20 protein-coding genes and 1 pseudogene are annotated in these 23,432 nt (G+C 56.3%); 11 read left to right on the top strand and 10 right to left on the bottom strand.

The window, feature by feature from the left end:
* Positions 1-2 precede the first annotated feature (2 nt).
* Positions 3-2,138 carry a YccS family putative transporter gene (gene yccS / locus FHN83_RS19765; RefSeq protein ID WP_139564706.1) on the top strand — a complete coding sequence of 712 codons (2,136 nt, stop codon included), beginning with the start codon at positions 3-5 and terminating at the stop codon, positions 2,136-2,138.
* On the opposite strand, the pseudogene FHN83_RS19760 reads toward yccS, so the two are convergent.
* Positions 2,123-2,748: pseudogene (locus tag FHN83_RS19760) on the bottom strand (TfoX/Sxy family DNA transformation protein). The gene yccS and the pseudogene FHN83_RS19760 overlap by 16 nt on opposite strands.
* Before the next feature lie 217 nt (positions 2,749-2,965).
* Here FHN83_RS19760 and sulA point away from each other — a divergent pair.
* Positions 2,966-3,475: an SOS-induced cell division inhibitor SulA gene (gene sulA / locus FHN83_RS19755; protein WP_039029441.1), complete on the top strand. Its 510-nt coding sequence runs from the start codon at positions 2,966-2,968 to the stop codon at positions 3,473-3,475.
* A 355-nt stretch (positions 3,476-3,830) separates the two neighbouring features.
* Positions 3,831-4,883, top strand: coding sequence for a porin OmpA (gene ompA, locus FHN83_RS19750; protein WP_138369420.1), 1,053 nt, complete (start codon positions 3,831-3,833; stop codon positions 4,881-4,883).
* A gap of 66 nt (positions 4,884-4,949) precedes the next feature.
* On the opposite strand, the gene matP is transcribed toward ompA, so the two are convergent.
* The gene (gene matP / locus FHN83_RS19745; RefSeq protein ID WP_039029443.1) at positions 4,950-5,405 is read right to left on the bottom strand and encodes a macrodomain Ter protein MatP; all 456 of its coding nucleotides are present in this window, start codon (positions 5,403-5,405) and stop codon (positions 4,950-4,952) included.
* A 186-nt stretch (positions 5,406-5,591) separates the two neighbouring features.
* Between matP and FHN83_RS19740 the strand changes: the two genes are divergently transcribed.
* Together FHN83_RS19740 and fabA are read left to right on the top strand one after the other, a co-directional pair.
* On the top strand, positions 5,592-7,352 hold the full coding sequence (locus FHN83_RS19740) for an AAA family ATPase (protein WP_039029444.1): 1,761 nt from the start codon (positions 5,592-5,594) through the stop codon (positions 7,350-7,352).
* Positions 7,353-7,420: 68 nt separating this feature from the next.
* On the top strand, positions 7,421-7,939 hold the full coding sequence (gene fabA / locus FHN83_RS19735) for a bifunctional 3-hydroxydecanoyl-ACP dehydratase/trans-2-decenoyl-ACP isomerase (RefSeq protein WP_039029445.1): 519 nt from the start codon (positions 7,421-7,423) through the stop codon (positions 7,937-7,939).
* Between the two features lie 73 nt (positions 7,940-8,012).
* On the opposite strand, the gene rmf is transcribed toward fabA, so the two are convergent.
* The 6 genes from rmf to rlmKL all read right to left on the bottom strand — a co-directional run bounded on the left by rmf (position 8,013) and on the right by rlmKL (position 15,941).
* Positions 8,013-8,180 (bottom strand): ribosome modulation factor, encoded by a 168-nt coding sequence (gene rmf / locus FHN83_RS19730; protein WP_032617397.1) that lies wholly within the window; start codon positions 8,178-8,180, stop codon positions 8,013-8,015.
* Between the two features lie 255 nt (positions 8,181-8,435).
* Positions 8,436-8,999 carry a membrane integrity-associated transporter subunit PqiC gene (gene pqiC, locus FHN83_RS19725; RefSeq protein WP_139564705.1) on the bottom strand — a complete coding sequence of 188 codons (564 nt, stop codon included), beginning with the start codon at positions 8,997-8,999 and terminating at the stop codon, positions 8,436-8,438.
* Positions 8,999-10,636, bottom strand: coding sequence for an intermembrane transport protein PqiB (gene pqiB, locus FHN83_RS19720; protein ID WP_139564704.1), 1,638 nt, complete (start codon positions 10,634-10,636; stop codon positions 8,999-9,001). The genes pqiC and pqiB overlap by 1 nt, the downstream gene beginning before the upstream one ends.
* 4 nt (positions 10,637-10,640) lie before the next feature.
* Positions 10,641-11,894 carry a membrane integrity-associated transporter subunit PqiA gene (gene pqiA / locus FHN83_RS19715; RefSeq protein ID WP_039029448.1) on the bottom strand — a complete coding sequence of 418 codons (1,254 nt, stop codon included), beginning with the start codon at positions 11,892-11,894 and terminating at the stop codon, positions 10,641-10,643.
* 18 nt (positions 11,895-11,912) lie between these two features.
* Complete coding sequence (locus tag FHN83_RS19710) at positions 11,913-13,820, bottom strand: ABC transporter ATP-binding protein (protein WP_039029449.1); 1,908 nt, start codon at positions 13,818-13,820, stop codon at positions 11,913-11,915.
* Positions 13,821-13,832: 12 nt separating this feature from the next.
* Positions 13,833-15,941, bottom strand: a complete 2,109-nt coding sequence (rlmKL, locus tag FHN83_RS19705) for a bifunctional 23S rRNA (guanine(2069)-N(7))-methyltransferase RlmK/23S rRNA (guanine(2445)-N(2))-methyltransferase RlmL (protein WP_139564703.1) — start codon at positions 15,939-15,941, stop codon at positions 13,833-13,835.
* Positions 15,942-16,040: 99 nt separating this feature from the next.
* On the opposite strand from rlmKL, the gene FHN83_RS19700 reads away from it, so the two are divergent.
* Entirely contained in the window at positions 16,041-17,150 is a 1,110-nt protein-coding gene (locus FHN83_RS19700) for a YcbX family protein (protein ID WP_139564702.1), read from the top strand.
* On the opposite strand, the gene zapC is transcribed toward FHN83_RS19700, so the two are convergent.
* Together zapC and pyrD are read right to left on the bottom strand one after the other, a co-directional pair.
* Positions 17,147-17,683 carry a cell division protein ZapC gene (gene zapC / locus FHN83_RS19695; protein WP_039029452.1) on the bottom strand — a complete coding sequence of 179 codons (537 nt, stop codon included), beginning with the start codon at positions 17,681-17,683 and terminating at the stop codon, positions 17,147-17,149. The two genes, FHN83_RS19700 and zapC, sit on opposite strands and share 4 nt — an antisense overlap.
* A 167-nt stretch (positions 17,684-17,850) precedes the next feature.
* Positions 17,851-18,861 carry a quinone-dependent dihydroorotate dehydrogenase gene (gene pyrD, locus FHN83_RS19690; protein ID WP_139564701.1) on the bottom strand — a complete coding sequence of 337 codons (1,011 nt, stop codon included), beginning with the start codon at positions 18,859-18,861 and terminating at the stop codon, positions 17,851-17,853.
* A gap of 248 nt (positions 18,862-19,109) precedes the next feature.
* Between pyrD and ssuE the strand changes: the two genes are divergently transcribed.
* Genes ssuE through ssuB form a run of 5 tightly spaced genes read left to right on the top strand, consistent with a single transcriptional unit; the run spans position 19,110 to position 23,347 of the window.
* On the top strand, positions 19,110-19,685 hold the full coding sequence (ssuE, locus tag FHN83_RS19685) for an NADPH-dependent FMN reductase (RefSeq protein ID WP_039029454.1): 576 nt from the start codon (positions 19,110-19,112) through the stop codon (positions 19,683-19,685).
* A complete protein-coding gene (locus tag FHN83_RS19680) occupies positions 19,678-20,640 on the top strand; it encodes a sulfonate ABC transporter substrate-binding protein (RefSeq protein ID WP_139564700.1) in 963 nt (320 codons plus the stop codon). Before ssuE ends, FHN83_RS19680 begins: the two co-directional genes overlap by 8 nt.
* Positions 20,637-21,782 carry an FMNH2-dependent alkanesulfonate monooxygenase gene (gene ssuD, locus FHN83_RS19675; RefSeq protein WP_139564699.1) on the top strand — a complete coding sequence of 382 codons (1,146 nt, stop codon included), beginning with the start codon at positions 20,637-20,639 and terminating at the stop codon, positions 21,780-21,782. Before FHN83_RS19680 ends, ssuD begins: the two co-directional genes overlap by 4 nt.
* A gap of 9 nt (positions 21,783-21,791) precedes the next feature.
* A complete protein-coding gene (gene ssuC, locus FHN83_RS19670; RefSeq protein ID WP_039029457.1) occupies positions 21,792-22,583 on the top strand; it encodes an aliphatic sulfonate ABC transporter permease SsuC in 792 nt (263 codons plus the stop codon).
* Complete coding sequence (gene ssuB, locus FHN83_RS19665) at positions 22,580-23,347, top strand: aliphatic sulfonates ABC transporter ATP-binding protein (protein WP_139564698.1); 768 nt, start codon at positions 22,580-22,582, stop codon at positions 23,345-23,347. Before ssuC ends, ssuB begins: the two co-directional genes overlap by 4 nt.
* The last annotated feature ends 85 nt before the right edge of the window (positions 23,348-23,432 follow it).

Here is a 23,432-nt window from a genome sequence, read left to right as displayed (position 1 = left end):
ACATGCTAAGCCCACTGCTTCGCCGCTACACCCTGAACAGCGCCTGGCTCTACAATGTCAGGATCTTTATTGCCCTGTGTGGCAGTACCGCCCTGCCATGGTGGCTGGGCGACGTGAAGCTGACCATCCCCCTGACGCTGGGGGTGGTTGCCGGCGCGCTGGCCGATCTGGATGACCGCCTTACCGGTCGGCTGCGCAATCTGGTCATCACCCTGATCTGCTTTTTTATCGCCTCGGCGTCGGTGGAGCTGCTCTTCCCATGGCCTTGGCTTTTTGCGATTGGGCTGATGCTCTCCACCAGCGTGTTTATTCTGCTCGGTGGGCTAGGCCAGCGCTACGCCACCATCGCTTTCGGCGCATTGCTTATTGCCATCTACACCATGCTGGGGGTATCGCTGTACGACCAGTGGTATCAACAGCCGGTGCTGCTGTTGCTGGGCGCGGTCTGGTATAACCTGCTGACGCTGGCCGGGCATCTCATATTTCCCATTCGCCCGCTGCAGGACAATCTGGCCCGCAGCTACGAGCAACTGGCCCATTACCTTGAGTTAAAGTCCCGGCTGTTCGATCCGGATATCGAAGGTGACGGCCAGGGGCCGCTGTACGATCTGGCGCTGGCGAACGGGCAACTGGTGACAACCTTAAACCAGACCAAGGCCTCGTTACTTACCCGCCTGCGCGGCGATCGCGGTCAGCGCGGCACCCGCCGGACCCTGCACTATTACTTTGTGGCGCAGGATATCCACGAGCGCGCCAGCTCATCGCATATTCAGTACGCCGATCTTCGCGAGAAATTTCGCTACAGCGACGTAATGTTTCGCTTCCAGCGTCTGTTGTCCATGCAGTCGCAGGCCTGCCACCAGCTGTCGCGCTCTATCCTGCTGCGTACCCCTTATCAGCACGATCCGCGATTTGAACGGGCGTTTACCCATCTCGATGCGGCCCTCGACAGGGTTCAGGCCAGCGGTACCTCTGCCGAGCAGATGAAAGCGCTGGGCTTTTTGTTGAATAACCTGCGCGCCATTGATGCCCAGCTCGCCACCATCGAATCCGAACAGGCGCTGGCTACACCCGGTAATGATGTGGAAAATCAGCTTGCGGACGACAGCCTGCATGGTTTTAGCGATATGTGGCTGCGTTTGAGCCGCAACTTTTCCCCGGAATCGGCGCTGTTTCGCCATGCGGTAAGGATGTCCGTGGTGCTCTGCATTGGCTATGCTTTTATACAGATAACCGGCCTGGACCATGGCTACTGGATCCTGCTCACCAGCCTGTTTGTCTGTCAGCCCAACTACAACGCCACCCGGCATCGTCTGGCGCTGCGTATTATCGGCACTCTGGTGGGGGTCGCCATCGGGTTACCCATCCTTTACTTTGTCCCCTCGCTGGAAGGACAGCTGATCTTAATTGTGATCACCGGCGTGCTGTTCTTCGCCTTTCGTAACGTGCAGTATGCGCACGCCACGATGTTTATCACCCTGCTGGTGCTGCTCTGTTTCAACCTGCTCGGGGAAGGCTTTGAAGTTGCCCTGCCTCGCGTCATTGATACCCTGATTGGCTGCGCCATCGCCTGGGCTGCGGTAAGCTTTATCTGGCCGGACTGGCGGTTCCGTAATCTGCCCCGCGTGCTGGATCAGGCCATGAACGCCAACTGCCGTTATCTTGATGCTATCCTGGAGCAGTATCATCAGGGGCGTGATAACCGCCTGGCGTATCGTATCGCACGACGTGACGCCTATAACCGCGACGCGGAGCTGGCGTCGGTGGTGTCGAATATGTCTACGGAACCGAGGGCAACAGCGGAAACCCGGGAAGTCGCGTTCCGTCTGCTGTGCCTGAACCATACGTTTACCAGCTATATCGCCGCACTGGGCGCACACCGCGAGCGGCTCACCAGCCCCGCAATCCTCGGATTACTGGACGATGCTGTCTGCTACGTTGATGATGCGCTACATCAACGCCCCGCGGATGAGCCTCGTGTTCAGCAGGCCTTAACCGAACTGGCGCAACGCATTTCACATATCGAGCCGGGAGCCGAGAGCAAAGCGCCTCTGGTTCTGCAGCAAATCGGTCTGCTTATCGCGTTGCTGCCAGAAATTTGTCGATTACAGCAGCACGTTAATCAACTGCCGGAGTGAGCACTGCTCTCTGCCGGCAGTCTTTTGTACCACTCCACCAGCTCCCGGCGTCTTATCTCCGGGAGCGCTGCGACGTGTAATCCGGTGATTGCCCCCTCCAGCGCAAACAGCACCTTGTAACTCAGGTGCTTGTTGAGCGCCCTGATCTGAGCCAGCACTGTTCAGCCCCCAGTGTGCGTAATGCCTCTTCGGTGGTGATGCCCGCCTCAAACAGCAGGATTTCGAGTTGAAAGGTGAGATTGGGTAAATCTTTCAGGCGCTCGCGTTTGTAGCGTTCACAGCGTTCCCGCCGCGCAGCTTCCAGGGCAAACGAGGAGAGTTGCAGCAATTTCTCCTGATCCTGCCAGAGCCCTTCATCGACGCGATAATAATTCAACAAAACGGGCCGCCCCCGCTTCACCAGCGACAGGAAAGAAGAGGCATGCTTTACACAGTAAGACGCGCTCTCTTCGCAGGCACGCAGATACAACTCCCCCTCCGACACCATGGCAAAAACCGTGTCATCAACCGCCAGGGTGTATCCGCCAAACAGGGCGCGATAATGAACTTCGCCGAGGGGTGAAAGATATTTTGCAGATTGATAGATCCGTTCATAAGATAATTTTTTCATGATATTTCCCTTTTAAATCATGGCGTAATGGTTGAGTCGAGTATTAACGGATCCGTTAGCCAGAAAATAGGTAACTTACGATCGAACGGCAAGGTGAATTTTCAATACGCCTGAATTACAAACCAAATTTGCGAGGAGCTTTCCGAAAATGAGGTTGATCTTTAGTCGCACAGGAGTTACTGTATATCCATACAGTAACTACAGGGCTGGATTGATTATGTACTCTTCAGGCTATGCAAACCGTTCAACAACTTTCTCTACTTCCGCTGGCAAAAGCGCGATGAACTCCGCGGCGCAAATGTCCACCGGGCTGATTAGTGAAGTGCTCTACCGTGAAGACCAGCCCATGATGACGCAGCTGTTATTGCTGCCACTGTTGCAACAGCTTGGTCAGCAGTCGCGCTGGCAGTTGTGGCTCACGCCACAGCAGAAATTAAGTCGGGAATGGGTGCAATCCGCAGGCTTGCCGCTAACGAAAGTGATGCAGATTAGTCAGATGGATCCATGCCATACTGTAGACTCAATGGCGAGGGCGCTGCGTACCGGAAATTACAGCGTAGTGATTGGCTGGTTTACGCATGAGTTGACGGAATCGGAACAACACCGTCTGGCTGAAGCTGCCGAAGAAGGGAATGCACTCGGCTTCATTATGCGTCCCATTCGAATGAACACTTTGAGCAACGGACACCTTTCTGGGCTAAAAATTCACTCGAATTTGTATCATTGAGTAAAAATAAGAGTTTTCCTGGAATTTTTTTTGCCGTATCTGTACGCCGTTGGTTCCCTGTGTAAAAGCCGCGAAAAGTCTTGTCTGCCGCGGCTTTCTCCATTTTAGCACGCCTCAAATTGCGCAATAAATGTTAAATATTGTGTATACAAAACTTTTTTTTTCATATGCCTGACGGAGTTCACACTTGTAAGTTTTCAGGTACGTTGTAGACTTTACATCGCCAGGGGTGCTCGGCCTAAACCGAAGATATCGGTAAGTTTTACTCTTTGTCCCCGCCCCCCGGTGAAGGATTTAACCGTGACTCTCATTGAGATTCTCATGGCGATTTTTGGATGATAACGAGGCGCAAAAAATGAAAAAGACAGCTATCGCGATTGCAGTGGCACTGGCAGGTTTCGCTACCGTAGCGCAGGCCGCTCCAAAAGATAATACCTGGTACGCAGGTGGTAAACTGGGCTGGTCTCAGTTCCACGACACCGGCTGGTATAACGACGCTCTGAACAACGACGGCCCAACTCACGAAAGCCAGCTGGGCGCAGGCGCGTTCGGTGGTTATCAGGTTAACCCATACGTTGGTTTCGAAATGGGTTACGACTGGCTGGGCCGTATGCCTTACAAAGGCGACAACGTTAACGGCGCATTCAAAGCTCAAGGCGTTCAGCTGACTGCTAAACTGGGCTACCCAGTAAATGACGCTGTAGACATCTACACCCGTCTGGGCGGCATGGTATGGCGTGCAGACTCCAGCAACAGCATCGCTGGCGACGACCACGACACTGGCGTATCCCCAGTATTCGCTGGTGGCGTTGAGTGGGCTATGACCCGTGACATCGCTACCCGTCTGGAATACCAGTGGGTTAACAACATCGGCGACGGCAACACCGTTGGTGTTCGTCCAGACAACGGCATGCTGAGCGTAGGTGTTTCTTACCGCTTCGGTCAGGCTGAGCCAGCACCAGTTGTTGCTCCAGCTCCAGCACCAGCTCCAGAAGTACAGACCAAGCACTTCACTCTGAAGTCTGACGTTCTGTTCAACTTCAACAAAGCAACTCTGAAACCAGAAGGCCAGCAGGCACTGGATCAGCTGTACACCCAGCTGAGCAACCTGGATCCGAAAGACGGTTCCGTAGTGGTTCTGGGCTTCACCGACCGTATCGGTTCTGACGCTTACAACCAGGGTCTGTCTGAGAAACGTGCTCAGTCCGTTGTTGATTACCTGATCTCTAAAGGTATCCCGGCTAACAAGATCTCCCCACGTGGTATGGGCGAATCTAACCCAGTTACCGGTTCTACCTGTGACAACGTGAAACCTCGCGCTGCACTGATCGACTGCCTGGCTCCAGATCGTCGCGTAGAGATCGAAGTTAAAGGCATCAAAGACGTTGTAACTCAGCCAGCGGCATAAGTTATCGTCTGACAAAAAACCCCGCCATGTTGCGGGGTTTTTTATTGCCTGAAGAAAAGGAGAACGCTACTTCTTTCCGGCCAGCAGCGCCTGGAGATCGGTTTTCAGGGTCGACATCTGACTGGCGTACTTCTCTTTATGTTCCGCATCTTCAATCAGCTGCACGATGGTTTCTGACAGGGTTTTCCCGCGTCGCTGGGCAAGGCCAGCCAGACGCTGCCAGACCATAAACTCCAGATCGATCGACTTCTTACGGGTATGCTGGTGCTCAGCGTTGAAATGCCGCTTACGCCGCGCACGGATAGTCTGCTTCATTCGGTTCAGTAATGCAGGATTGATATGCTTTTCAATCCAGCTATTGACCAGAATGGGTTCATTTTCGAGGGTCAGCAATAAATCTACAGCTTCTTTTGCAGCACTGGCTTCGAGGTAGCACGTGATCAACTCCCCTTCACGGTGTTTTTTGACCAGATACTTCCATTTCCAGCCGCTTTCGAGATTTTCCAGTTGTTGGTATTTCATTGCGATCTCAGTGTGACCGTGTAACTGTGTTCAGAATATCAGTTTTTTGGCAATCTGCTGAAAAGAAATCATATCCTGTGACGCGCGGTAACGCATTCATGCCCGGAAACTCCCATTCCCTCATGTGCAGAGCCTGCGCCTTACGGTATACTCCATCGTTTTACATCTGACTAAAAAACATCAACTTTGACCATTACGAAACTTGCATGGCGTGACCTTGTTCCGGATACAGATAGCTATCAGGAACTGTTTTCACAGCCAGATCTCGCGAAAGAACACGAATACATCCTCAGCGACACTCAGCCCCGTTTGCATTACGCGCTGGAGCAGATGTTAAGCCCATGGACAACCTCACCATTCATGTTGTTGAAAGCGCCAGACGAAGCGGAGTATCTGAGTCTTCTGGCGGATGCCGTACGGCAGTTGCAGCCAGAAGCCGGAACGGTCTTTGGTGGTGAATATAGCATCAACGGCCACGCCGTTACCTTTGCACCCGCTACCGTACCCGATGGCCGTTTTGCTGTCACCGGCAACGTCATCCAGGCGGGCTGGACAGAAGCAGAGCAGTTGTTCGGCTGCTTGCGCCAGTTTAACGGTGAGTTGACCCTGCATCCTGGTCTGGTTCATCAGGCCAACGGCGGCGTGCTTATCATCTCCCTGCGTTCTCTGCTTGCACAGCCCCTGCTGTGGATGCGCCTGAAAAATATCGTTAGCCAGCAGCGCTTTGACTGGGTTGGCTGGGATGAGTCGCGCCCTCTTCCGGTCGCCGTGCCGTCGATGCCGCTCTCCCTGAAAGTCGTCCTGACAGGCGATCGTGAAGCGCTGGCTGATTTCCAGGAAATGGAGCCCGAGCTGGCTGATCAGGTGGTCTACAGCGAATTTGAAGACAGCACCCAGATTGCGGATGCTGAAGACATGCAGCAGTGGCTGCAGTGGGTTTATGCCGTCTGCCAACGCGCGCAGCTGCCAACGCCTGCTGCGGATGCATGGCCGGTGCTGATTCGCGAAGCGGTCCGCTATACCGGCGATCAGGAGACACTGCCGCTTTGCCCTCTCTGGCTTGGCAAGCAGCTGCGTGAAGCCGCTGCCATGACCGAAGACGATACGGTGAACGGCGAGCAGCTCTCCCAAATGCTGGTGCAGCGCGAGTGGCGCGAAGGCTATCTCGCCGATCGTATGCAGGATGAGATCCTGCTCGAGCAGATCCTGGTCGAAACCGAAGGCGAATGCGTGGGACAGATTAACGCCCTTTCGGTGATTGAATTCCCTGGCCATCCGCGCGCCTTTGGCGAGCCGTCGCGTATCAGTTGCGTGGTGCACATTGGTGACGGTGAATTTATCGATGTCGAACGTAAAGCAGAGCTGGGCGGGAACATTCATGCCAAGGGCATGATGATCATGCAGGCTTTCCTGATGTCGGAGCTACAGCTTGAGCAGCAGCTCCCGTTTACCGCCTCGCTGACCTTTGAGCAGTCCTACAGCGAAGTGGATGGCGACAGTGCGTCAATGGCTGAACTGTGCGCACTTATCAGCGCCCTGGCCGATGTGCCGGTGAATCAAAGCATTGCTATTACCGGCTCTGTAGACCAGTTTGGCCGCGCGCAGCCGGTCGGCGGGCTGAATGAGAAGATCGAAGGCTTCTTTAATATTTGCCAGCAGCGTGGGCTGAGCGGTAAACAGGGCGTGATCATTCCACTGGCGAACGTGCGCCACCTCAGCCTGAGTCAGGAGCTGCTGAAAGCGGTCGAAGAGGAACAATTCAGCCTCTGGGCCATCGAAGATATTGCTGATGCGCTACCCTTACTGACAAACCTGGTGTGGGATGCCGAAGGGCAGACATCACTGATGCAAACCATCCAGGAACGCATTGCGCAGGCAACGCAGCAGGAAGCACGTCATCGTTATCCCTGGCCGTTACGCTGGTTGAACTGGTTCACGCCAAACTGATCGGACTTGTTCAGCGTACACGTGTTAGCTATCCTGCGTCCTTCACTAAAATAAGGCTTACTGAGAACATGGTAGATAAACGCGAATCCTATACAAAAGAAGATCTTCTTGCCTCTGGTCGCGGTGAACTGTTTGGCGCTAAAGGCCCACAGTTACCGGCCCCGAACATGCTGATGATGGACCGTGTCGTGAAGATGACGGAAACCGGCGGCAACTTCGATAAGGGTTACGTAGAAGCAGAGCTCGATATCAACCCGGACCTGTGGTTCTTCGGTTGCCACTTTATTGGCGATCCGGTAATGCCAGGCTGTCTGGGTCTGGACGCGATGTGGCAGCTGGTTGGTTTCTACCTCGGCTGGCTGGGCGGCGAAGGCAAAGGCCGCGCCCTGGGCGTGGGCGAAGTGAAATTCACCGGTCAGGTTCTGCCGACCGCGAAGAAAGTCACCTACCGTATTCACTTCAAACGCATTGTTAACCGTCGCCTGATCATGGGCCTGGCGGATGGCGAAGTGCTGGTTGATGGTCGTCTGATCTACTCCGCAACTGACCTGAAAGTGGGTCTGTTCCAGGATACTTCCGCATTCTGATTTTTGCTTTTCTCAAAGCATAAAACAGCGAAACCTCCGCACTGCGGAGGTTTCTTTTCTTAAAGAGACGCTATCAAGCAAGTACTGCCCTGTCTCCGATGGCTTCTCGCCAGCCCCCTAACCATTGCGACCTTTGATTGATGGTCTGATAGGGACACATTTCTTTAGAACGTCCGGCGATGCCAGCCTGATAACCACGTTGATGAGCCCTTTCAAGGCGATCTCGTTTCTGTCTCTTCATGCCTCGTTTCCCTCATTATTTGATCTGGTGGAAAAGAAAACAGTGATTACAAAACATGCAATCACGACTAACGAATACCGCGAATCCCGGTTAGCGTCAATGCGCAAAATTCACGCCAGTGTCATAAATGTGACCTATACAAAAGTTCATTTGTACAAAAACTGTGATGCGGCACAAGTAACCGCCTGAGCTTCAAACGAAAAAAAAGCCGCAATTAGCATGACGCTAAATGCGGCCCGGTGCGATGAATTTTACTTATGGCTGACGGGAGATCTCCCTGGCAATACTGGCGGACTCCTGCGCCCAGCCCTGTGCCAGGACTTTCACCATCTCATCATAACCATCTTTCTGCTGTACCAGTTCCAGATGGAAAGGCCGCTTGATCAGCTGACCCTGATGATTCAGCAGCCACTCCCCGCTGATGATCACCCTGCCATCATAACGCCCGTGGAAATTGGTCACGTTGACGTTGAGCGTATCCTGGTCGCTGCCCAACGGCTGCGACGCCACCACCCACCCTGGCAGCTGGCTGCCCAGATTGGCAACCAGCGTGTTGCGCAGCTGCTGATCCAGCGGGCTGGCCCACAGGTTGTTGTTGGCGATGACATACTGCACATCGCTGGTTTGATAGACCACGCCATTGCCGGCAAGGTAGTCAGGCACGGCCACCTGCTCTACCCACAGCAGGCGATTCCCCTGGCTGGCGATACTCTGCCCGCCCGCCTGCGCTGCCACCGGCAGCTGGTAGTAGCTCTTGTTCTCGGAAGAGCTACAGGCGGACAGAAGTGCCATTGCGGTGATAATTAGCCATTTTTTCATTATTTAGCCCCCTTCGGCTCAGGGTCCTTTTTGTCTTTTGCTTCGAATACCAGCGCATTGCTCTTCGTATTCAGCGTTTTCAGCACCGGCTGGAGTTCGCGCAGAACCTGATCGAGGCGCTGCATATCCGCCACCATCTTGTTGTACGCGGCGGAGCCCGGCTGGAAGCCCTGCATACTGCGGTTCAGCTCACGCAGGGTTTTCTGCATGTCCTGCGGCAGCTGCTGCATCGACTGGCTGGCGGTCAGCTTGTTCAGGTTATCCAGCGTGGCCTGCAGACGGCGCATCGTCGCCTGGCTTTCGCTAAGCGTATTGGTTGCCTGCTGAATCATCGGATTGAGCGGCAGGCTGTTGATCTTATCCAGCGTCTCCATCAGACGCTGCTGGATCTGCGCCAGGCCACTGCTCACGGTCGGGATGATTTTATAGCCGCCAAACTCGCGGATCTCTTTAACCGGTGGCTCTTTCGGGAAGAAGTCCATATCCACGTACAGCGCTCCGGTCACCAGGTTACCGGTTTTGAGCGAGCCGCGCAGGCCACGCTTCATCAACCCGTCGATATGCTCAGCGATATCAGGCGTATCACCAACCTGATTAATCAGGCGCTCTGGCTCGATGCGGATCAGCACCGGAATACGGTAATCGTCATCGAGCACCTGACGCAGGCCCGGCGCGAAGAACGGCACCTTACCGACGGTTCCGAGACGGATACCACGGAATTCAACCGGCGCGCCCGGCTGCAGGCCACGCACCGAATCCTTGAAGAACATCAGGTAGTCGATATGGTCGGTATAGAGCGAATCCTGAATGCTCTTCTGATCGTCATAGAGCCTGAACGCGGTCTGTTGCGCCACCGGCTGGCCTTGATCCATGCCTTCCGGCACGTCAAAGCTCACTCCGCCGCCGAACAGCGTGGAGAGGGAACCCATCTCGACGCGCATGCCTGCGGAGGTTAAGTCAACGGCGATGCCGCTATCCTTCCAGAAGCGTACATTGCCGGTGACCAGGCGATCGTTTGGCGCACTGATAAACAGCTGATAGCTGATGGTGCGCTTCTGGGCGTCGAAGGTGCTGGTTTCCACCGATCCCACACGATAACCGCGGAACAGCACCGGATCGCCCGGGCTGAGCTGGCCCGCTTTTTTACTGTCGAGGGTTATACGGATGCCCTTCGCATCCGGCGGCGCCAGCGGCGGAGAGTCCAGCAGCTGATAATTCTCCGGCTGCGAGCCCTTTTTCCCCGGTTGAAGTTCGATGTAGGCCCCGGATAGCAGGGTTCCCAGACCACTAATGCCTTCACGGCCCACCTGCGGTTTCACCACCCAGAATACCGAGTCGCCATGGAGCAGCTTTTCCATGCCAGCATTGAGGCGGGCTTTAATTTCTACATGCGTCAGATCGTCGGTCAGGGTGGCGCTTTCGACAACGCCCACATCCACGCTGCGGCTTTTGATGGTGGTTTTACCGCCCTCAATGCCCTCGGCGTTGGTGGTGATGAGCGTCACTTCCGGGCCCTGATGGCTGTAATGATAAAACAGGATCCATGCACCGATCAGCGCCGTCACGATGGGAAAAATCCACACCGGCGACCAGTTTCTGACCTTCTGCACTTTCGCCTCTCCACGCTTATTTTCCATGCTTTTATTCATCCTCATGGCTCGGCTCTGACTCACGATCCCACGATAACCGCGGATCGAAGGTCATGGCCGCAAACATGGTCATAATAACGACCAATGCAAACATCACCGCTCCGATGGCGGGATAGATGCTCATTAATCCTCCCATACGCACCAGCGCAGAGAGTACGGCAATCACAAACACGTCAATCATTGACCAGCGTCCGACAAACTCCACAACCTCATAAATCAGATGCATGCGCTCGCTGTCGCGCTTGCCGTGCCCTTTGGCATCCCAGCAGAGCCAGGCAATGGCAATCATTTTGAGCGTCGGTACCATGATGCTGGCGATAAAGATCACCAGCGCCACCGGATAGGAGCCTTCCCCCCACAGCAACACCACCCCGGCCATGATGGTCGACGGCATTTTGTCGCCCAGTAGATCGGTGATCATAATCGGCAGAATGTTGGCGGGAAGATAGAGAATCATCGACGTGATAAGCAGCGCCATCGTCCACTGCAGGCTGTTTTTACGCCGCACGTGCCCTTTGGTTTCGCAGCGCGGGCAGATCTCCTGGTTGGCCGGGAGGATAGCCGTGCAGCACGGACACAGGCGCAGATTCTGATTAATACCCGGTACCCCGGCTTTCAGCGTCTGATGCAGTACGGGCGCAGGGGCGATGTCGTCCCACGCCCAGCGGCGATCAACGCATTGAAAAGCGCGTAACTGGAGGATGCAATACAGGCACCAGGGGATAAAGCTGAGGCCCACTCCGACATCACCGTAGGCCATCAGCTTAACGAAGCTCACCAGAATACCGGCGAGGAAGATCTCCGCCATTCCCCAGCTTTTTAACTGGAAGAGGATCCGCGCCAGCCTGATTTTCAGCGCCATAGGCATCACGACGCGGTTGACGAGCAGCAGGATCACCACCAGGCAAAATGCCGGGACGATCTGAACGAAGAGCATAAAGAACGTGCCGAGGCTGGCGTAATCTTCTGAGAACATCACACCGGGTATCTCCAGCAAATGCACTTCGCTGGTGATGCCCCCCACTTTCATATAAATGAAAGGAAAGAGGTTGGAGAGTAACAGCATGAACAGCGCAGCAAAAGCATACGCGGTGGGACGCTGCCGCGGCGCGTCCCACTCAGTTGTCAGCGTTGTCCCGCAGCGCGGGCATGCCGCTTTGTGCCCATGCTCGAGCGCGGGAAGCGCCACGAGCATGTCGCACTGTGAGCATAAAATATGCCGATCGGCATGGTGATGTTCACACATACTGGCTCCATGGTTAACTTATGCGCCGTTTTTCAGAGCCTCAAGATATTCCCAGCGTTCAAATGCTTCTTCCAGCGCCTGCTCAGCCTGGGCCATATCGGCCAGGACTTTTTGAGTATAGTCATGCGGCTGGCTAAAGAATGACGCGTCGGCCACCTGAGCCTGCAAACTTTCCAGACTGGCTTCGAGCTCTTCCAGACGCAGCGGCAGGCCTTCCAGTTCGCGCTGAAGGTTATAGCTTAATTTATTACTGCCGCGTTTGATGTTTTCTGCTTTTGTAACAGCAACTTCCGCTTCAACCTTCGCTTTTGACTGTTTTGTCGCCTGCGATTGCGCCTGCTGTCCGCGGGCATCATGGTAGCCGCCCACATACTGACCAATGCGGCCCTGGCCTTCAAAGATCCAGCACTCGGTGACGGTGTTATCCACGAACTGACGATCGTGGCTCACCAACATCACGGTTCCCTGATAACTATCAATCAGTTCTTCCAGAAGTTCCAGCGTTTCGACATCAAGATCGTTGGTCGGTTCGTCAAGGATCAGCAGGTTGCTGGGTTTCAGGAACAAACGCGCCAGTAACAGGCGGTTACGCTCCCCGCCGGAGAGGGCGCGCACCGGCGTCATTGCCCGTTTCGGATGGAACAGGAAGTCCTGCAGATAGCCCAGCACGTGGCGCGGCTTACCGTTCACCATCACTTCCTGCTTACCTTCGGCAAGGTTGTCCATCACCGTTCTGTCCGGGTCCAGCTCTGCGCGGTGCTGGTCGAAGTAGGCGACTTCCAGCTTGGTTCCGCAGTGGATGCGGCCGCTATCGGCCTTAAGTTGATCCAGCATCAGCTTCAGCAGCGTGGTCTTACCGCAGCCGTTCGGGCCGATAAGGGCGATTTTGTCCCCGCGCTGCACCTGGGCGGAGAAGTCCTTCACCAGCACTTTGCCATCAACCTGGTAGTTGACGTGTTCCATCTCGAAGACGATTTTGCCTGAGCGGCTCGCCTCTTCGACCTGCATCTTCGCGCTGCCCATCACTTCGCGGCGTTCACTGCGCTCGCGGCGCATCGCTTTCAGGGCGCGAACGCGACCTTCGTTACGGGTACGACGTGCTTTAATGCCCTGACGGATCCACACCTCTTCCTGGGCGAGTTTGCGGTCGAACTCGGCATTTTGCAGCTCCTCAACGCGCAGGTTTTCCTCTTTCTCCAGCAGGTAGGTGTCGTAGTCGCCGGGATAGGTCACCAGCTTGCCGCGATCGAGATCGACAATGCGGGTCGCCATGTTGCGAATAAACGAACGGTCGTGCGAGATAAAGATGATGGTGCCGTTGAAGGTTTTCAGGAACCCTTCCAGCCAGTCGATGGTTTCGATATCCAGGTGGTTCGTCGGTTCATCGAGCAGCAGCACTTTCGGCCCGCTGACCAGCGCCCGGCCCAGCGCGGCCTTACGCAGCCAGCCGCCGGAGAGCGAGCCCAGCGGCATGTCCGCTTCCAGACCTAATTGCGCCAGCACTTCGTTGATGCGGTTTTCCAGCTGCCACAGGCCGTGGTGATCCAGCAGCTCCTGCAGGCGCGCCATCTCATTGAGGTTTTTGGTGCTCGGGTCGGTCATGACCAGATGCGAGATCTCGTGATAGCTCTTCAGATACTCGGCCTGCTCTTCGATGCCTTCGGCAACAAAATCGTAGACGCTGCCCTGAACGTTACGCGGCGGATCCTGTTGCAGACGCGCCACAATCAGATCCTGTTCATAGATAATGCGCCCGTCGTCCAGCCCCTGCTCGCGATTCAGGATCTTCATCAGCGTCGATTTACCGGCGCCGTTACGACCTACCAGACAGACACGTTCGTTATCTTCGATATGCAGTTCAGCATTATCGAGAAGCGGCGCGTCGCTGAACGACAGCCACGCCCCATGCATACTAATTAATGACATTTACTTTTCCTTTCAGGCCGCGGTAATCAGCCAGCAGTTGTGGATCTGACGGTTACGGGCAAAATCCTGGGACAGGGTTTTTTGACTGATCTCTTGTGCTTTCAGCCCCAGTTTTTCCAGCCCTTCGTGATCCATGCGGAATCCGCGTTTGTTGTTCGAGAACATGATGGTGCCGCCTTTACGCAGCATACGTTTCAGGTCTTTCATCAGCGTTAAATGGTCGCGCTGGACATCAAAAGACTCTTCCATGCGTTTGGAGTTGGAGAAGGTTGGCGGATCGATAAAGATCAGATCGAACTGCTCTTCAGATTCACGCAGCCAGCCCAGCACATCGGCCTGCAGCAGACGGTGCGCGCGGCCGGTCAGGCCGTTGAGGCGCAGGTTGCGCTCTGCCCACTCCAGATAGGTGCGGGACATGTCCACGGTAGTGGTGGTACGCGCGCCGCCCAGACCCGCGTGCACGCTGGCGCTGCCGGTATAGGAGAAGAGGTTCAGGAAGTCCTTGCCTTTGCTCATCTGACCCAGCATACGACGGGCGATGCGGTGGTCGAGGAACAGGCCGGTATCGAGATAGTCGGTGAGGTTCACCCACAGGCGCGCGTTGTATTCGCCCACTTCGATAAACTCGCCCTTGCTGTTCATTTTCTCGTACTGGTTTTTGCCTTTCTGACGCTCACGGGTTTTGAGGATCAGCTTGTTCGGGGCAATATTCAGCACGCTGATGGTCGCGGCAATAATATCCAGCATACGCTGACGGGCTTTCTGCGGATCGATGGTTTTCGGCGGAGCATACTCCTGCACCACCACCCAGTCGCCGTAACGGTCGACCGCCACGTTATACTCCGGCAGATCGGCGTCATACAGGCGATAGCATTCGATGCCTTCCTGCTTCGCCCATTTTTCAAATTTCTTCAGGTTCTTACGCAGACGGTTAGCGTAATCTTCCGCGATGCTAGACGGCTTGCTGTCGGCCTCTTTCTCGGCCAGATGGTAGTTCTTCTGCACGCAGTCCAGCGGGCCGTTTTTGGCTTTGAACTGGCGCTCGGCGCGCAGCTGCAGGCAGCTCAGCAGCTCTGGCGAGGCGCTGAACAGGGAGAGATTCCAGCCGCCAAACAGATCCTTCATGGTGCGCCCCAGCAGGCTGTGCAGGGCAATCAGCGCTGGCTCGCTGTCAAGGCGTTCGCCGTAAGGCGGGTTGCTGATCACCGTGCCGTACGGGCCTTTTGGCAGCGGGTTAGTGAGCTGAGAAACGTCTTTTACCTCGAAGGCAATCAGATCGCCGATCCCGGCACGACGGGCGTTGCTGCGCGCGCGTTCAATGACGCGGGCGTCGCTGTCAGAGCCGTAGAAGCGGGATTCATAGGCCGCCAGCCCGGCACGGGCGCGGGTCTGGGCTTCGGCTTTCACTTCCTGCCAGATTGCTTCGTCGTGATGTGCCCAGCCCTTAAAGCCCCACGCGCCACGATGCAAGCCCGGCGCACGGTCGGTCGCCAGCATCGCCGCTTCGATCAGCAGCGTGCCGGAACCACACATTGGATCCAGCAGCGGCGTGCCCGGCTGCCAGCCGGAACGCATTACGATGGCGGCCGCCAGGTTCTCTTTGATTGGCGCGATACCGGCACGATCGCGGTAGCCGCGCTGGTGCAGGCCTTCGCCACAGAGATCCAGCGCAATGCTGGCAATCTCTTTATTCAGGCGAACGTTGATACGCAGATCCGGGTTTTCACGATCGACGTTAGGACGTTCCAGGTTTTTACGGGTGAAGCAGTCGACGATGGCATCTTTAACCTTCAGCGCACCGTACTGGCTGTTGCGGATCTCGTCATTCAGGCCGCTGAAGTGGACGGCAAAAGTGGCGCCCGGCGCAAAAATCTCTGTCCAGTCGATAGTCTGCACGCCCAGGTAAAGATCGAGATCGCTGTAAACCTTGCACTCTCTCATCGGCAACATGATGCGTGAGGCCAGGCGACTCCACATCAGGCTCTGGTAAATAAGCCGTGTGTCGCCCTGAAAATGGACACCACCCTGAACCACCTGGCACTCTTGCGCACCCAGGCTTTCCAGTTCAGTTTTTAACAGCTCTTCCAGCCCACGGGCCGTACTGGCAAACAGAGAATTCATATCGTCACTTTTACTCTAAGAAAATTGCTGCGCATTATAGCCAATCTGGGCTCTATGTCATAAAGTTGAGTGCTTATTTTCATTTTAGGGGGCGGTGCCGTGGCGACGTTATCCAGGCTTTTCATTCATCCGGTTAAATCCATGCGCGGTATTGGACTCACTCATGCCCTTGCAGACATGAGCGGCTTTGCCTTTGACCGCATTTTTATGGTCACCGAACCGGACGGCACGTTCATTACCGCACGCCAGTTCCCGCAAATGGTTCGCTTCACGCCGGTGCCGGTGCATGACGGTCTGCATCTCACCGCGCCGGATGGTTCCAGTAGTATCGTCCGCTTCAGCGACTTTGCGCCAGCAGACGCCCCCACCGAAGTCTGGGGCAACCACTTTACCGCCCGCATTGCCCCGGAAGAGATTAACCGCTGGCTGAGCGAGTTCTTTTCGCGCCCGGTTCAGCTCCGTTGGGTAGGTCCTGAGCTGACGCGCCGCGTAGATAAGTTTGCCGCAGTGCCGCTGTCGTTTGCCGACGGGTTCCCCTTCCTGCTGACCAACGAGGCCTCGCTGCGCGATCTGCAACAGCGCTGCCCGGCCAGCGTGCAGATGGAGCAGTTCCGCCCTAACCTGGTGGTGACCGGCGCGGCCGCGTGGGAAGAAGACACCTGGAAAACGATCCGCATCGGCGACGTGATTTTCGATGTGGTGAAACCGTGCAGCCGCTGCATCTTTACCACCGTCAGTCCGGAAAAGGGGCAGAAGCACCCGGCCGGCGAGCCGCTGAAGACCCTGCAATCCTTCCGCACCGCGCAGGATAACGGCGATGTCGATTTTGGGCAGAACCTGATCCCACGCTCCAGCGGGGTGATCCGCGTGGGCGATGAGGTGGAGATCCTCTCGACCGGGCCGGGCCGTATCTACGGGGCTGGCGCCGAGGAAGAGCCCACTGAAGTGGAAACCCAGCCCGCAACGGCGGTGACTATCCAGTGGCAGGGACAGACCATTCGGGGCAACAATCAGCAGGTATTACTGGAGCAGCTTGAACAGGCCGGTATTCGCGTGCCCTATTCCTGTCGTGCGGGGATCTGCGGATGCTGTCGCATCACGCTGGTAGAAGGTGAAGTGAGTGCACTGAAGAAATCGGCCATTGGCAGCGACGGCACCATTCTGTGCTGCAGCTGCGTACCTAAAACGTCGTTACAGCTCGAAGCCTAAACGGCCTGCTCGAGGCTGAAGCTGACCGGTTGCGGTTTCAGCCTGTCGTTCATCACTTTAATCGGGTCCCCCAGCTGCATGGTGCGCCCGGCGATAGTTACCGCCGGCTGCGCCAGTAAACAGAGCGCGGCGTTGTCGCCTGGCTCCACTACCAGCAAATTCACCTGCTCGGCATTCTCGCTCAGGCTGACGCACGCGGCATCACCGGTGACCGGCGTCCAGCGCCCACCGTGAGCAAGAAAGTGCCAGCTTTTTGGCATCTGAGGTTTAAGGAAGCGGATCGCCACCAGCGCATTGAGCACCAGTTCGGCGCGTTGTTCTTTAGAGAGGTCCAGATCCCGACATTTCTCTTCAAAGGAGAAATAGAGCGCGGCATCGTCGACGCAAAAACCGGTATCGGCAAAGGCGTCCGGGGTTAACATCCGGCGGGCAAAACGCGAGCGGAACAGCATACCATTAGCCAGATCGAGCATCATACGATCGTGCTCTTCGCAGAAATACCATCGCCAGTTATCGTCAGGTTTAATTCGCATCTGTCTCTCCCGTTCCCGAAACGTCCTGTAGTAAGAAAGTCCTTATTGCCGCTTCGCTTTTTTAACTTCAATAATAAAAGACTACAATGTCTAATAAAGCAACAGTCCGGGAATATAAAACAACCAGAGCTGGAAATAAAGCCCTGGTTGTCAATAGCGATAAAAGATTAGATATGATTAACGATTTCTTTAATCAGCGGCGGGCCTTTAAAAATAAAGCCTGAATATATCTGAACAAGCGAAGCGCCAGCGGCCATTTTTTCCCGGGCAGCCATCACCGAATCAATCCCGCCCACGCCAATAATCGGCAGGCGACCCATTAACTCCTGCGACAGGCGACGGATAATTTCGGTGCTTTTTAACTGTACCGGACGTCCGCTCAACCCACCCATTTCGTCGCAATGTTTCATCCCCTGAACCAGAGAACGATCGAGCGTGGTATTGGTGGCAATAACGCCATCAATATTATGGCGAACTAAACTGTCGGCTACCTGAATCAGCTCTTCTTCTGTCAGATCCGGGGCAATTTTAACGGCCACCGGGACATATTTATGGTGCGTCGCCTGGAGTTCATTTTGCTTATTTTTGATGGCGACCAATAAGTCATCCAGCGCTTCACCGTATTGCAGGGTGCGCAGACCCGGGGTGTTAGGCGATGAGATATTCACCGCAATATACCCGGCGTAAGCATAGACTTTCTCCATACAGATCAGATAGTCATCTTTGCCCTGCTCTACCGGCGTGTCTTTATTTTTGCCGATATTAATGCCTAATACGCCGTCGAAATGGGCTTTCTTCACATTCTCGACCAGGTGATCGACGCCGAGATTATTGAACCCCATGCGGTTGATCAGCCCTTCGGCCTCGACCAGGCGGAACAGGCGCGGCTTGTCGTTACCCGGCTGCGGACGCGGCGTGACGGTGCCAATTTCAATGGAGCCGAAGCCCATCGCACCCAGCGCATCAATACATTCGCCATTTTTATCCAGACCTGCCGCCAGACCCAGAGGGTTTTTAAAAGTTAACCCCATGCAGGTGACCGGCTTGTCCATCACTTTCTGGCGCACCAGCGCTTCGAGCGGGGTTCCCGTAATACGGCGTAATTGCTGGAATGTAAATTCATGAGCGCGCTCAGGATCGAGCTGGAAAAGGGCTTTACGAACGAAGGGGTAGTACATGAACTCTCCTGGATTCCCGGTGTGCAAACCGGGGGCGTATTATCTGCGATCGCAGCGGGAAAGGGAATTGACCTGAGGCAAAAAAAGCCGCATGCCGCGCAATCGTTTACTTTTCATCCCTCCTTTATTCATTTTCTGGCATTTCACTTGCGGATAAATCATTTAGTGGAATAAGCCAGCGGTGCCACACTGCCAACAAATGTTATCAATGTTAGATAAAAGCAAACAATTGGTTATAAGGAGCATGTATGCGCGTCATTACGTTGGCCGGCAGTCCGCGATTCCCTTCCCGCTCCAGCGCGCTGCTGGAGTATGCCAGGGAGCAGCTTACCTCTCTGGATGTGGAGGTGTTCCACTGGAATCTGCACAACTTCGCCCCGGAAGATCTGCTCTATGCCCGCTTCGACAGCCCGGCGCTGAAAACCCTCAATGAACAACTGAAGGATGCCGATGGGCTGATTGTCGCCACCCCGGTCTATAAAGCCTCGTTTTCCGGTGCGCTGAAAACCCTGCTGGACCTGCTGCCGGAGCGCGCGCTGGAGGGCAAAATCGTGCTGCCGCTGGCGACAGGCGGCACCGTAGCCCATCTGCTGGCGGTGGATTACGCCCTGAAGCCGGTGCTCAACGCCCTGAAAGCCCAGGAGATCCTCCACGGCGTGTTTGCCGACGATTCTCAGGTGATCGACTACCAGCACAAGCCGCACTTTACCCCGAACCTGCAAACCCGCCTCGACAGCGCGCTGGAGACCTTCTGGCAGGCGCTGCATCGCCGCGACGTCGAGGTTCCTGCCTTTGGCCTTCAGAAAGGAGTCGCCCATGTTTAAATCTCTTGCCCGCCTTAGCCTGGCAGGCCTGGTGGCCCTCTCTGGCCTGGCGCACGCCGCAGAGCCCGCCCCTGAAAGCCTGCGTATTGGTTACCAGAAAGGCAGCGTCAGCATGGTGCTGGCGAAAAGCCATCAGCTGCTGGAAAAACGCTACCCGGACACCAAATTCTCCTGGGTGGAGTTCCCGGCAGGCCCGCAGATGCTCGAGGCGCTGAACGTGGGCAGTATCGATCTGGGCAGTACCGGTGACATCCCGCCGATCTTCGCTCAGGCCGCCGGCGCGGATCTGGTCTACGTTGGCGTTGAGCCGCCAAAGCCCAAAGCCGAAGTGATCCTGGTGCCTGAAAACAGCCCGATTAAAACCGTGGCGGATCTTAAAGGCCACAAGGTGGCTTTCCAGAAGGGTTCCAGCTCGCACAATCTTTTATTGCGTGCCCTGCAGCAGGCGGGACTGACCTTTAAAGATATTCAGCCGGTTTATCTTTCCCCGGCGGATGCCCGCGCCGCCTTCCAGCAAAATAATGTCGACGCCTGGGCTATCTGGGATCCCTACTACTCTGCCGCCCTGCTGCAGGGTGGCGTGAAGGTGCTGAAGGACGGTGAAACCCTGAAACAGACCGGCTCCTTCTACCTTGCCGCGCGTCCTTATGCGGAGAAAAACGGCGCATTTGTTCAGGGCGTACTGAATACCTTCAGCGAGGCAGACGCCCTTACCCAGAGTCAGCGTCAGGCCAGTATCGCACTGCTGGCAAAAACGATGGGTCTTCCGGAGCCGGTCATTGCCTCCTACCTTGACCATCGCCCGCCAACCGTCATCAAACCGGTGGATGCCAAAACCGCCGTGTTACAGCAGCAAACCGCCGACCTGTTTTACGAGAACCGCCTGGTACCGAAAAAAATCGATATTCGCGACCGCATCTGGCACCCCACTTCCTCTAAAGGAGATAAGTCATGAGTCTGAATCTGTTCTGGTTTTTACCTACCCACGGTGATGGTCACTATCTTGGCACCGAAGAGGGCGCCCGCCCGGTGGATCATGCTTATCTTCAGCAGATCGCCCAGGCCGCAGATCGGATTGGCTTTACCGGGGTGCTGATCCCCACCGGGCGCTCCTGCGAGGATGCGTGGCTGGTGGCGGCGTCGATGATCCCGGTGACCCAGCGCCTGAAGTTTCTGGTGGCCCTGCGTCCAAGCGTGACCTCCCCGACGGTGGCCGCACGTCAGGCCGCGACGCTGGATCGTCTGTCGAACGGACGCGCTCTGTTTAACCTGGTCACCGGCAGCGATCCGCAGGAGCTGGCGGGCGACGGCGTCTTCCTGGATCACACCGAGCGGTATGAAGCCTCTTCTGAGTTCACCCACGTCTGGCGTCGTCTGCTGGAGGGGGAGAACGTGACCTTCGAGGGCAAGCATATTCATGTCCGTGATGCTCAACTCTTCTTCCCGCCGGTTCAGCAGCCGCGTCCACCGCTCTATTTTGGTGGTTCGTCCGACGTTGCCCAGGACCTGGCTGCCGAACAGGTGGATCTCTACCTCACCTGGGGCGAGCCGCCGGCGCTGGTAAAAGAGAAGATTGAGCAGGTGCGCGCCAAAGCCGCGGCCCACGGTCGTAAGGTCCGGTTCGGGATCCGCCTGCACGTGATTGTCCGCGAAACCAACGAAGAGGCGTGGCAGGCCGCCGACCGTCTGATCTCCCATCTGGACGATGCGACCATTGCCAAAGCGCAGGCCGCCTTTGCCCGCACCGATTCTGTCGGGCAGCACCGGATGGCCTCCCTGCACAACGGCAAGCGAGAAAACCTGGAGATCAGCCCGAACCTGTGGGCGGGCGTGGGGCTGGTGCGCGGCGGCGCGGGGACCGCGCTGGTGGGCGATGGCCCGACGGTGGCGGCGCGTATTAATGAATATGCAGACCTTGGTATCGACAGCTTTATTCTTTCCGGTTATCCGCATCTGGAAGAGGCCTGGAAGGTGGGTGAACTGCTGTTCCCGCATCTGGATGTCGCCATTCCGGAAATCCCGCAGCCGCAGCGGCTGTTGCAGCAGGGCGAAGCGGTCGCTAACGAATTTATCCCGCGTAAAGTCGCCCAGAGCTAAGGAGATCCTATGGCTAATCCTTCCCAAAAATGGCTGCTGCGCATTGCGCCCTGGCTGCTCCCTGTCGGTATTGTGCTTATCTGGCAGCTGGCCTCCTCCGTGGGCTGGCTCTCAAGCCGCATACTGCCCTCACCCGAAGGCGTTGTGGAGGCCTTCTGGTCGCTGAGTTCGAGCGGTGAGCTGTGGCAGCATCTGGCGATCAGCTCCTGGCGCGCGGTGATTGGCTTTTCCATCGGCGGGACGATTGGCCTGACGCTCGGCCTGGTCAGCGGCCTCTCCCGCTGGGGCGAGCGTCTGCTGGACACCTCAATTCAGATGCTGCGTAACGTGCCGCATCTGGCGCTGATCCCGCTGGTGATCCTGTGGTTTGGCATCGATGAGACGGCGAAGATCTTCCTCGTCGCCCTCGGCACCCTGTTCCCGATCTATATCAATACCTGGCACGGGATCCGTAATATCGATCGCGGGCTGGTGGAGATGGCGCGCAGCTACGGCTTGTCCGGCTTCGCCCTGTTCATCCACGTCATCCTGCCGGGTGCCCTGCCCTCGATTATGGTGGGCGTGCGCTTTGCCCTGGGTCTGATGTGGCTGACGCTGATCGTGGCGGAAACTATCTCCGCCAACTCCGGCATTGGCTATCTGGCGATGAACGCCCGCGAATTCCTGCAAACCGACGTCGTTGTGGTGGCCATTATTCTCTATGCCCTGCTCGGTAAACTTGCAGATGTCAGCGCCCAGTGGCTGGAACGAAGCTGGCTGCGCTGGAATCCGGCCTACGTTAAAAAGGAGGCACACGCATGAACACGGCTCGCTTAAATCAGGGTACGCCGCTGCTGTTAAATGGCGTGACCAAACGCTACGGTAATAACACCATTCTGAACGAACTGGAACTGCATATTCCCGCCGGACAGTTTGTGGCGGTGGTGGGCCGCAGCGGCGGTGGGAAAAGCACCCTGCTGCGCCTGCTGGCCGGGCTGGAGGCGCCGAACGGCGGCGAACTGCTGGCGGGGAATACGCCGCTGGCTGACATCCAGGATGATACCCGGATGATGTTCCAGGACGCGCGACTGCTGCCGTGGAAAACGGTAATAGATAACGTCGGGCTGGGGCTGAAAGGTAACTGGAAAGCATCCGCCCGCCAGGCGCTGGCCGCCGTCGGGCTGGACCATCGCGCCGATGAGTGGCCTGCCGCCCTGTCCGGCGGACAGAAACAGCGCGTGGCGCTGGCCAGAGCGTTGATCCATCGTCCGGGACTGTTGCTGCTGGATGAGCCGCTGGGGGCGCTGGATGCGCTGACGCGTATTGAGATGCAGGATCTGATCGTCTCATTATGGCAGGAGCATGGCTTTACGGTACTGCTGGTGACCCATGATGTGAGCGAAGCCGTCGCCATGGCTGACCGGGTGTTGCTGATTGAAGAGGGCAAGATTGGCCTGGATCTGACGGTGGATCTGCCTCGCCCTCGCCGGGTGGGATCCGCGCGACTGGCGGAGCTGGAAGCAGAGGTGCTGGATCGGGTGATGAAGCGTGGTGCCAGCGAGGTACCCGCCAGAAAGCACGGATAAAAAAAGCCGGGTAACTGCCTACGGTTATTTTTTGTAGGCCGGGTAAGGCAAAGCCGCCACCCGGCACTGCTGTGCGGCCTGATGC

It is taken from the genome of Leclercia adecarboxylata, assembly GCF_006171285.1.
Taxonomy (GTDB): domain Bacteria; phylum Pseudomonadota; class Gammaproteobacteria; order Enterobacterales; family Enterobacteriaceae; genus Enterobacter; species Enterobacter barmai.
Note: the sequence above shows the minus strand (reverse complement) of the source record. Positions and strands in the feature narration are given on the sequence as shown.

What these genes read in the sequence shown, in the direction of transcription:
- yccS (WP_139564706.1), top strand. Translation starts at nt 3, where the DNA reads ATGCTAAGCCCACTGCTTCGCCGCTACACCCTGAACAGCGCCTGGCTC.
- sulA (WP_039029441.1), top strand. Translation starts at nt 2,966, where the DNA reads ATGTACTCTTCAGGCTATGCAAACCGTTCAACAACTTTCTCTACTTCC.
- ompA (WP_138369420.1), top strand. Translation starts at nt 3,831, where the DNA reads ATGAAAAAGACAGCTATCGCGATTGCAGTGGCACTGGCAGGTTTCGCT.
- matP (WP_039029443.1), bottom strand. Translation starts at nt 5,405, where the DNA reads ATGAAATACCAACAACTGGAAAATCTCGAAAGCGGCTGGAAATGGAAG.
- fabA (WP_039029445.1), top strand. Translation starts at nt 7,421, where the DNA reads ATGGTAGATAAACGCGAATCCTATACAAAAGAAGATCTTCTTGCCTCT.
- rmf (WP_032617397.1), bottom strand. Translation starts at nt 8,180, where the DNA reads ATGAAGAGACAGAAACGAGATCGCCTTGAAAGGGCTCATCAACGTGGT.
- pqiC (WP_139564705.1), bottom strand. Translation starts at nt 8,999, where the DNA reads ATGAAAAAATGGCTAATTATCACCGCAATGGCACTTCTGTCCGCCTGT.
- pqiB (WP_139564704.1), bottom strand. Translation starts at nt 10,636, where the DNA reads ATGGAAAATAAGCGTGGAGAGGCGAAAGTGCAGAAGGTCAGAAACTGG.
- pqiA (WP_039029448.1), bottom strand. Translation starts at nt 11,894, where the DNA reads ATGTGTGAACATCACCATGCCGATCGGCATATTTTATGCTCACAGTGC.
- FHN83_RS19710 (WP_039029449.1), bottom strand. Translation starts at nt 13,820, where the DNA reads ATGTCATTAATTAGTATGCATGGGGCGTGGCTGTCGTTCAGCGACGCG.
- rlmKL (WP_139564703.1), bottom strand. Translation starts at nt 15,941, where the DNA reads ATGAATTCTCTGTTTGCCAGTACGGCCCGTGGGCTGGAAGAGCTGTTA.
- zapC (WP_039029452.1), bottom strand. Translation starts at nt 17,683, where the DNA reads ATGCGAATTAAACCTGACGATAACTGGCGATGGTATTTCTGCGAAGAG.
- pyrD (WP_139564701.1), bottom strand. Translation starts at nt 18,861, where the DNA reads ATGTACTACCCCTTCGTTCGTAAAGCCCTTTTCCAGCTCGATCCTGAG.
- ssuE (WP_039029454.1), top strand. Translation starts at nt 19,110, where the DNA reads ATGCGCGTCATTACGTTGGCCGGCAGTCCGCGATTCCCTTCCCGCTCC.
- FHN83_RS19680 (WP_139564700.1), top strand. Translation starts at nt 19,678, where the DNA reads ATGTTTAAATCTCTTGCCCGCCTTAGCCTGGCAGGCCTGGTGGCCCTC.
- ssuD (WP_139564699.1), top strand. Translation starts at nt 20,637, where the DNA reads ATGAGTCTGAATCTGTTCTGGTTTTTACCTACCCACGGTGATGGTCAC.
- ssuC (WP_039029457.1), top strand. Translation starts at nt 21,792, where the DNA reads ATGGCTAATCCTTCCCAAAAATGGCTGCTGCGCATTGCGCCCTGGCTG.
- ssuB (WP_139564698.1), top strand. Translation starts at nt 22,580, where the DNA reads ATGAACACGGCTCGCTTAAATCAGGGTACGCCGCTGCTGTTAAATGGC.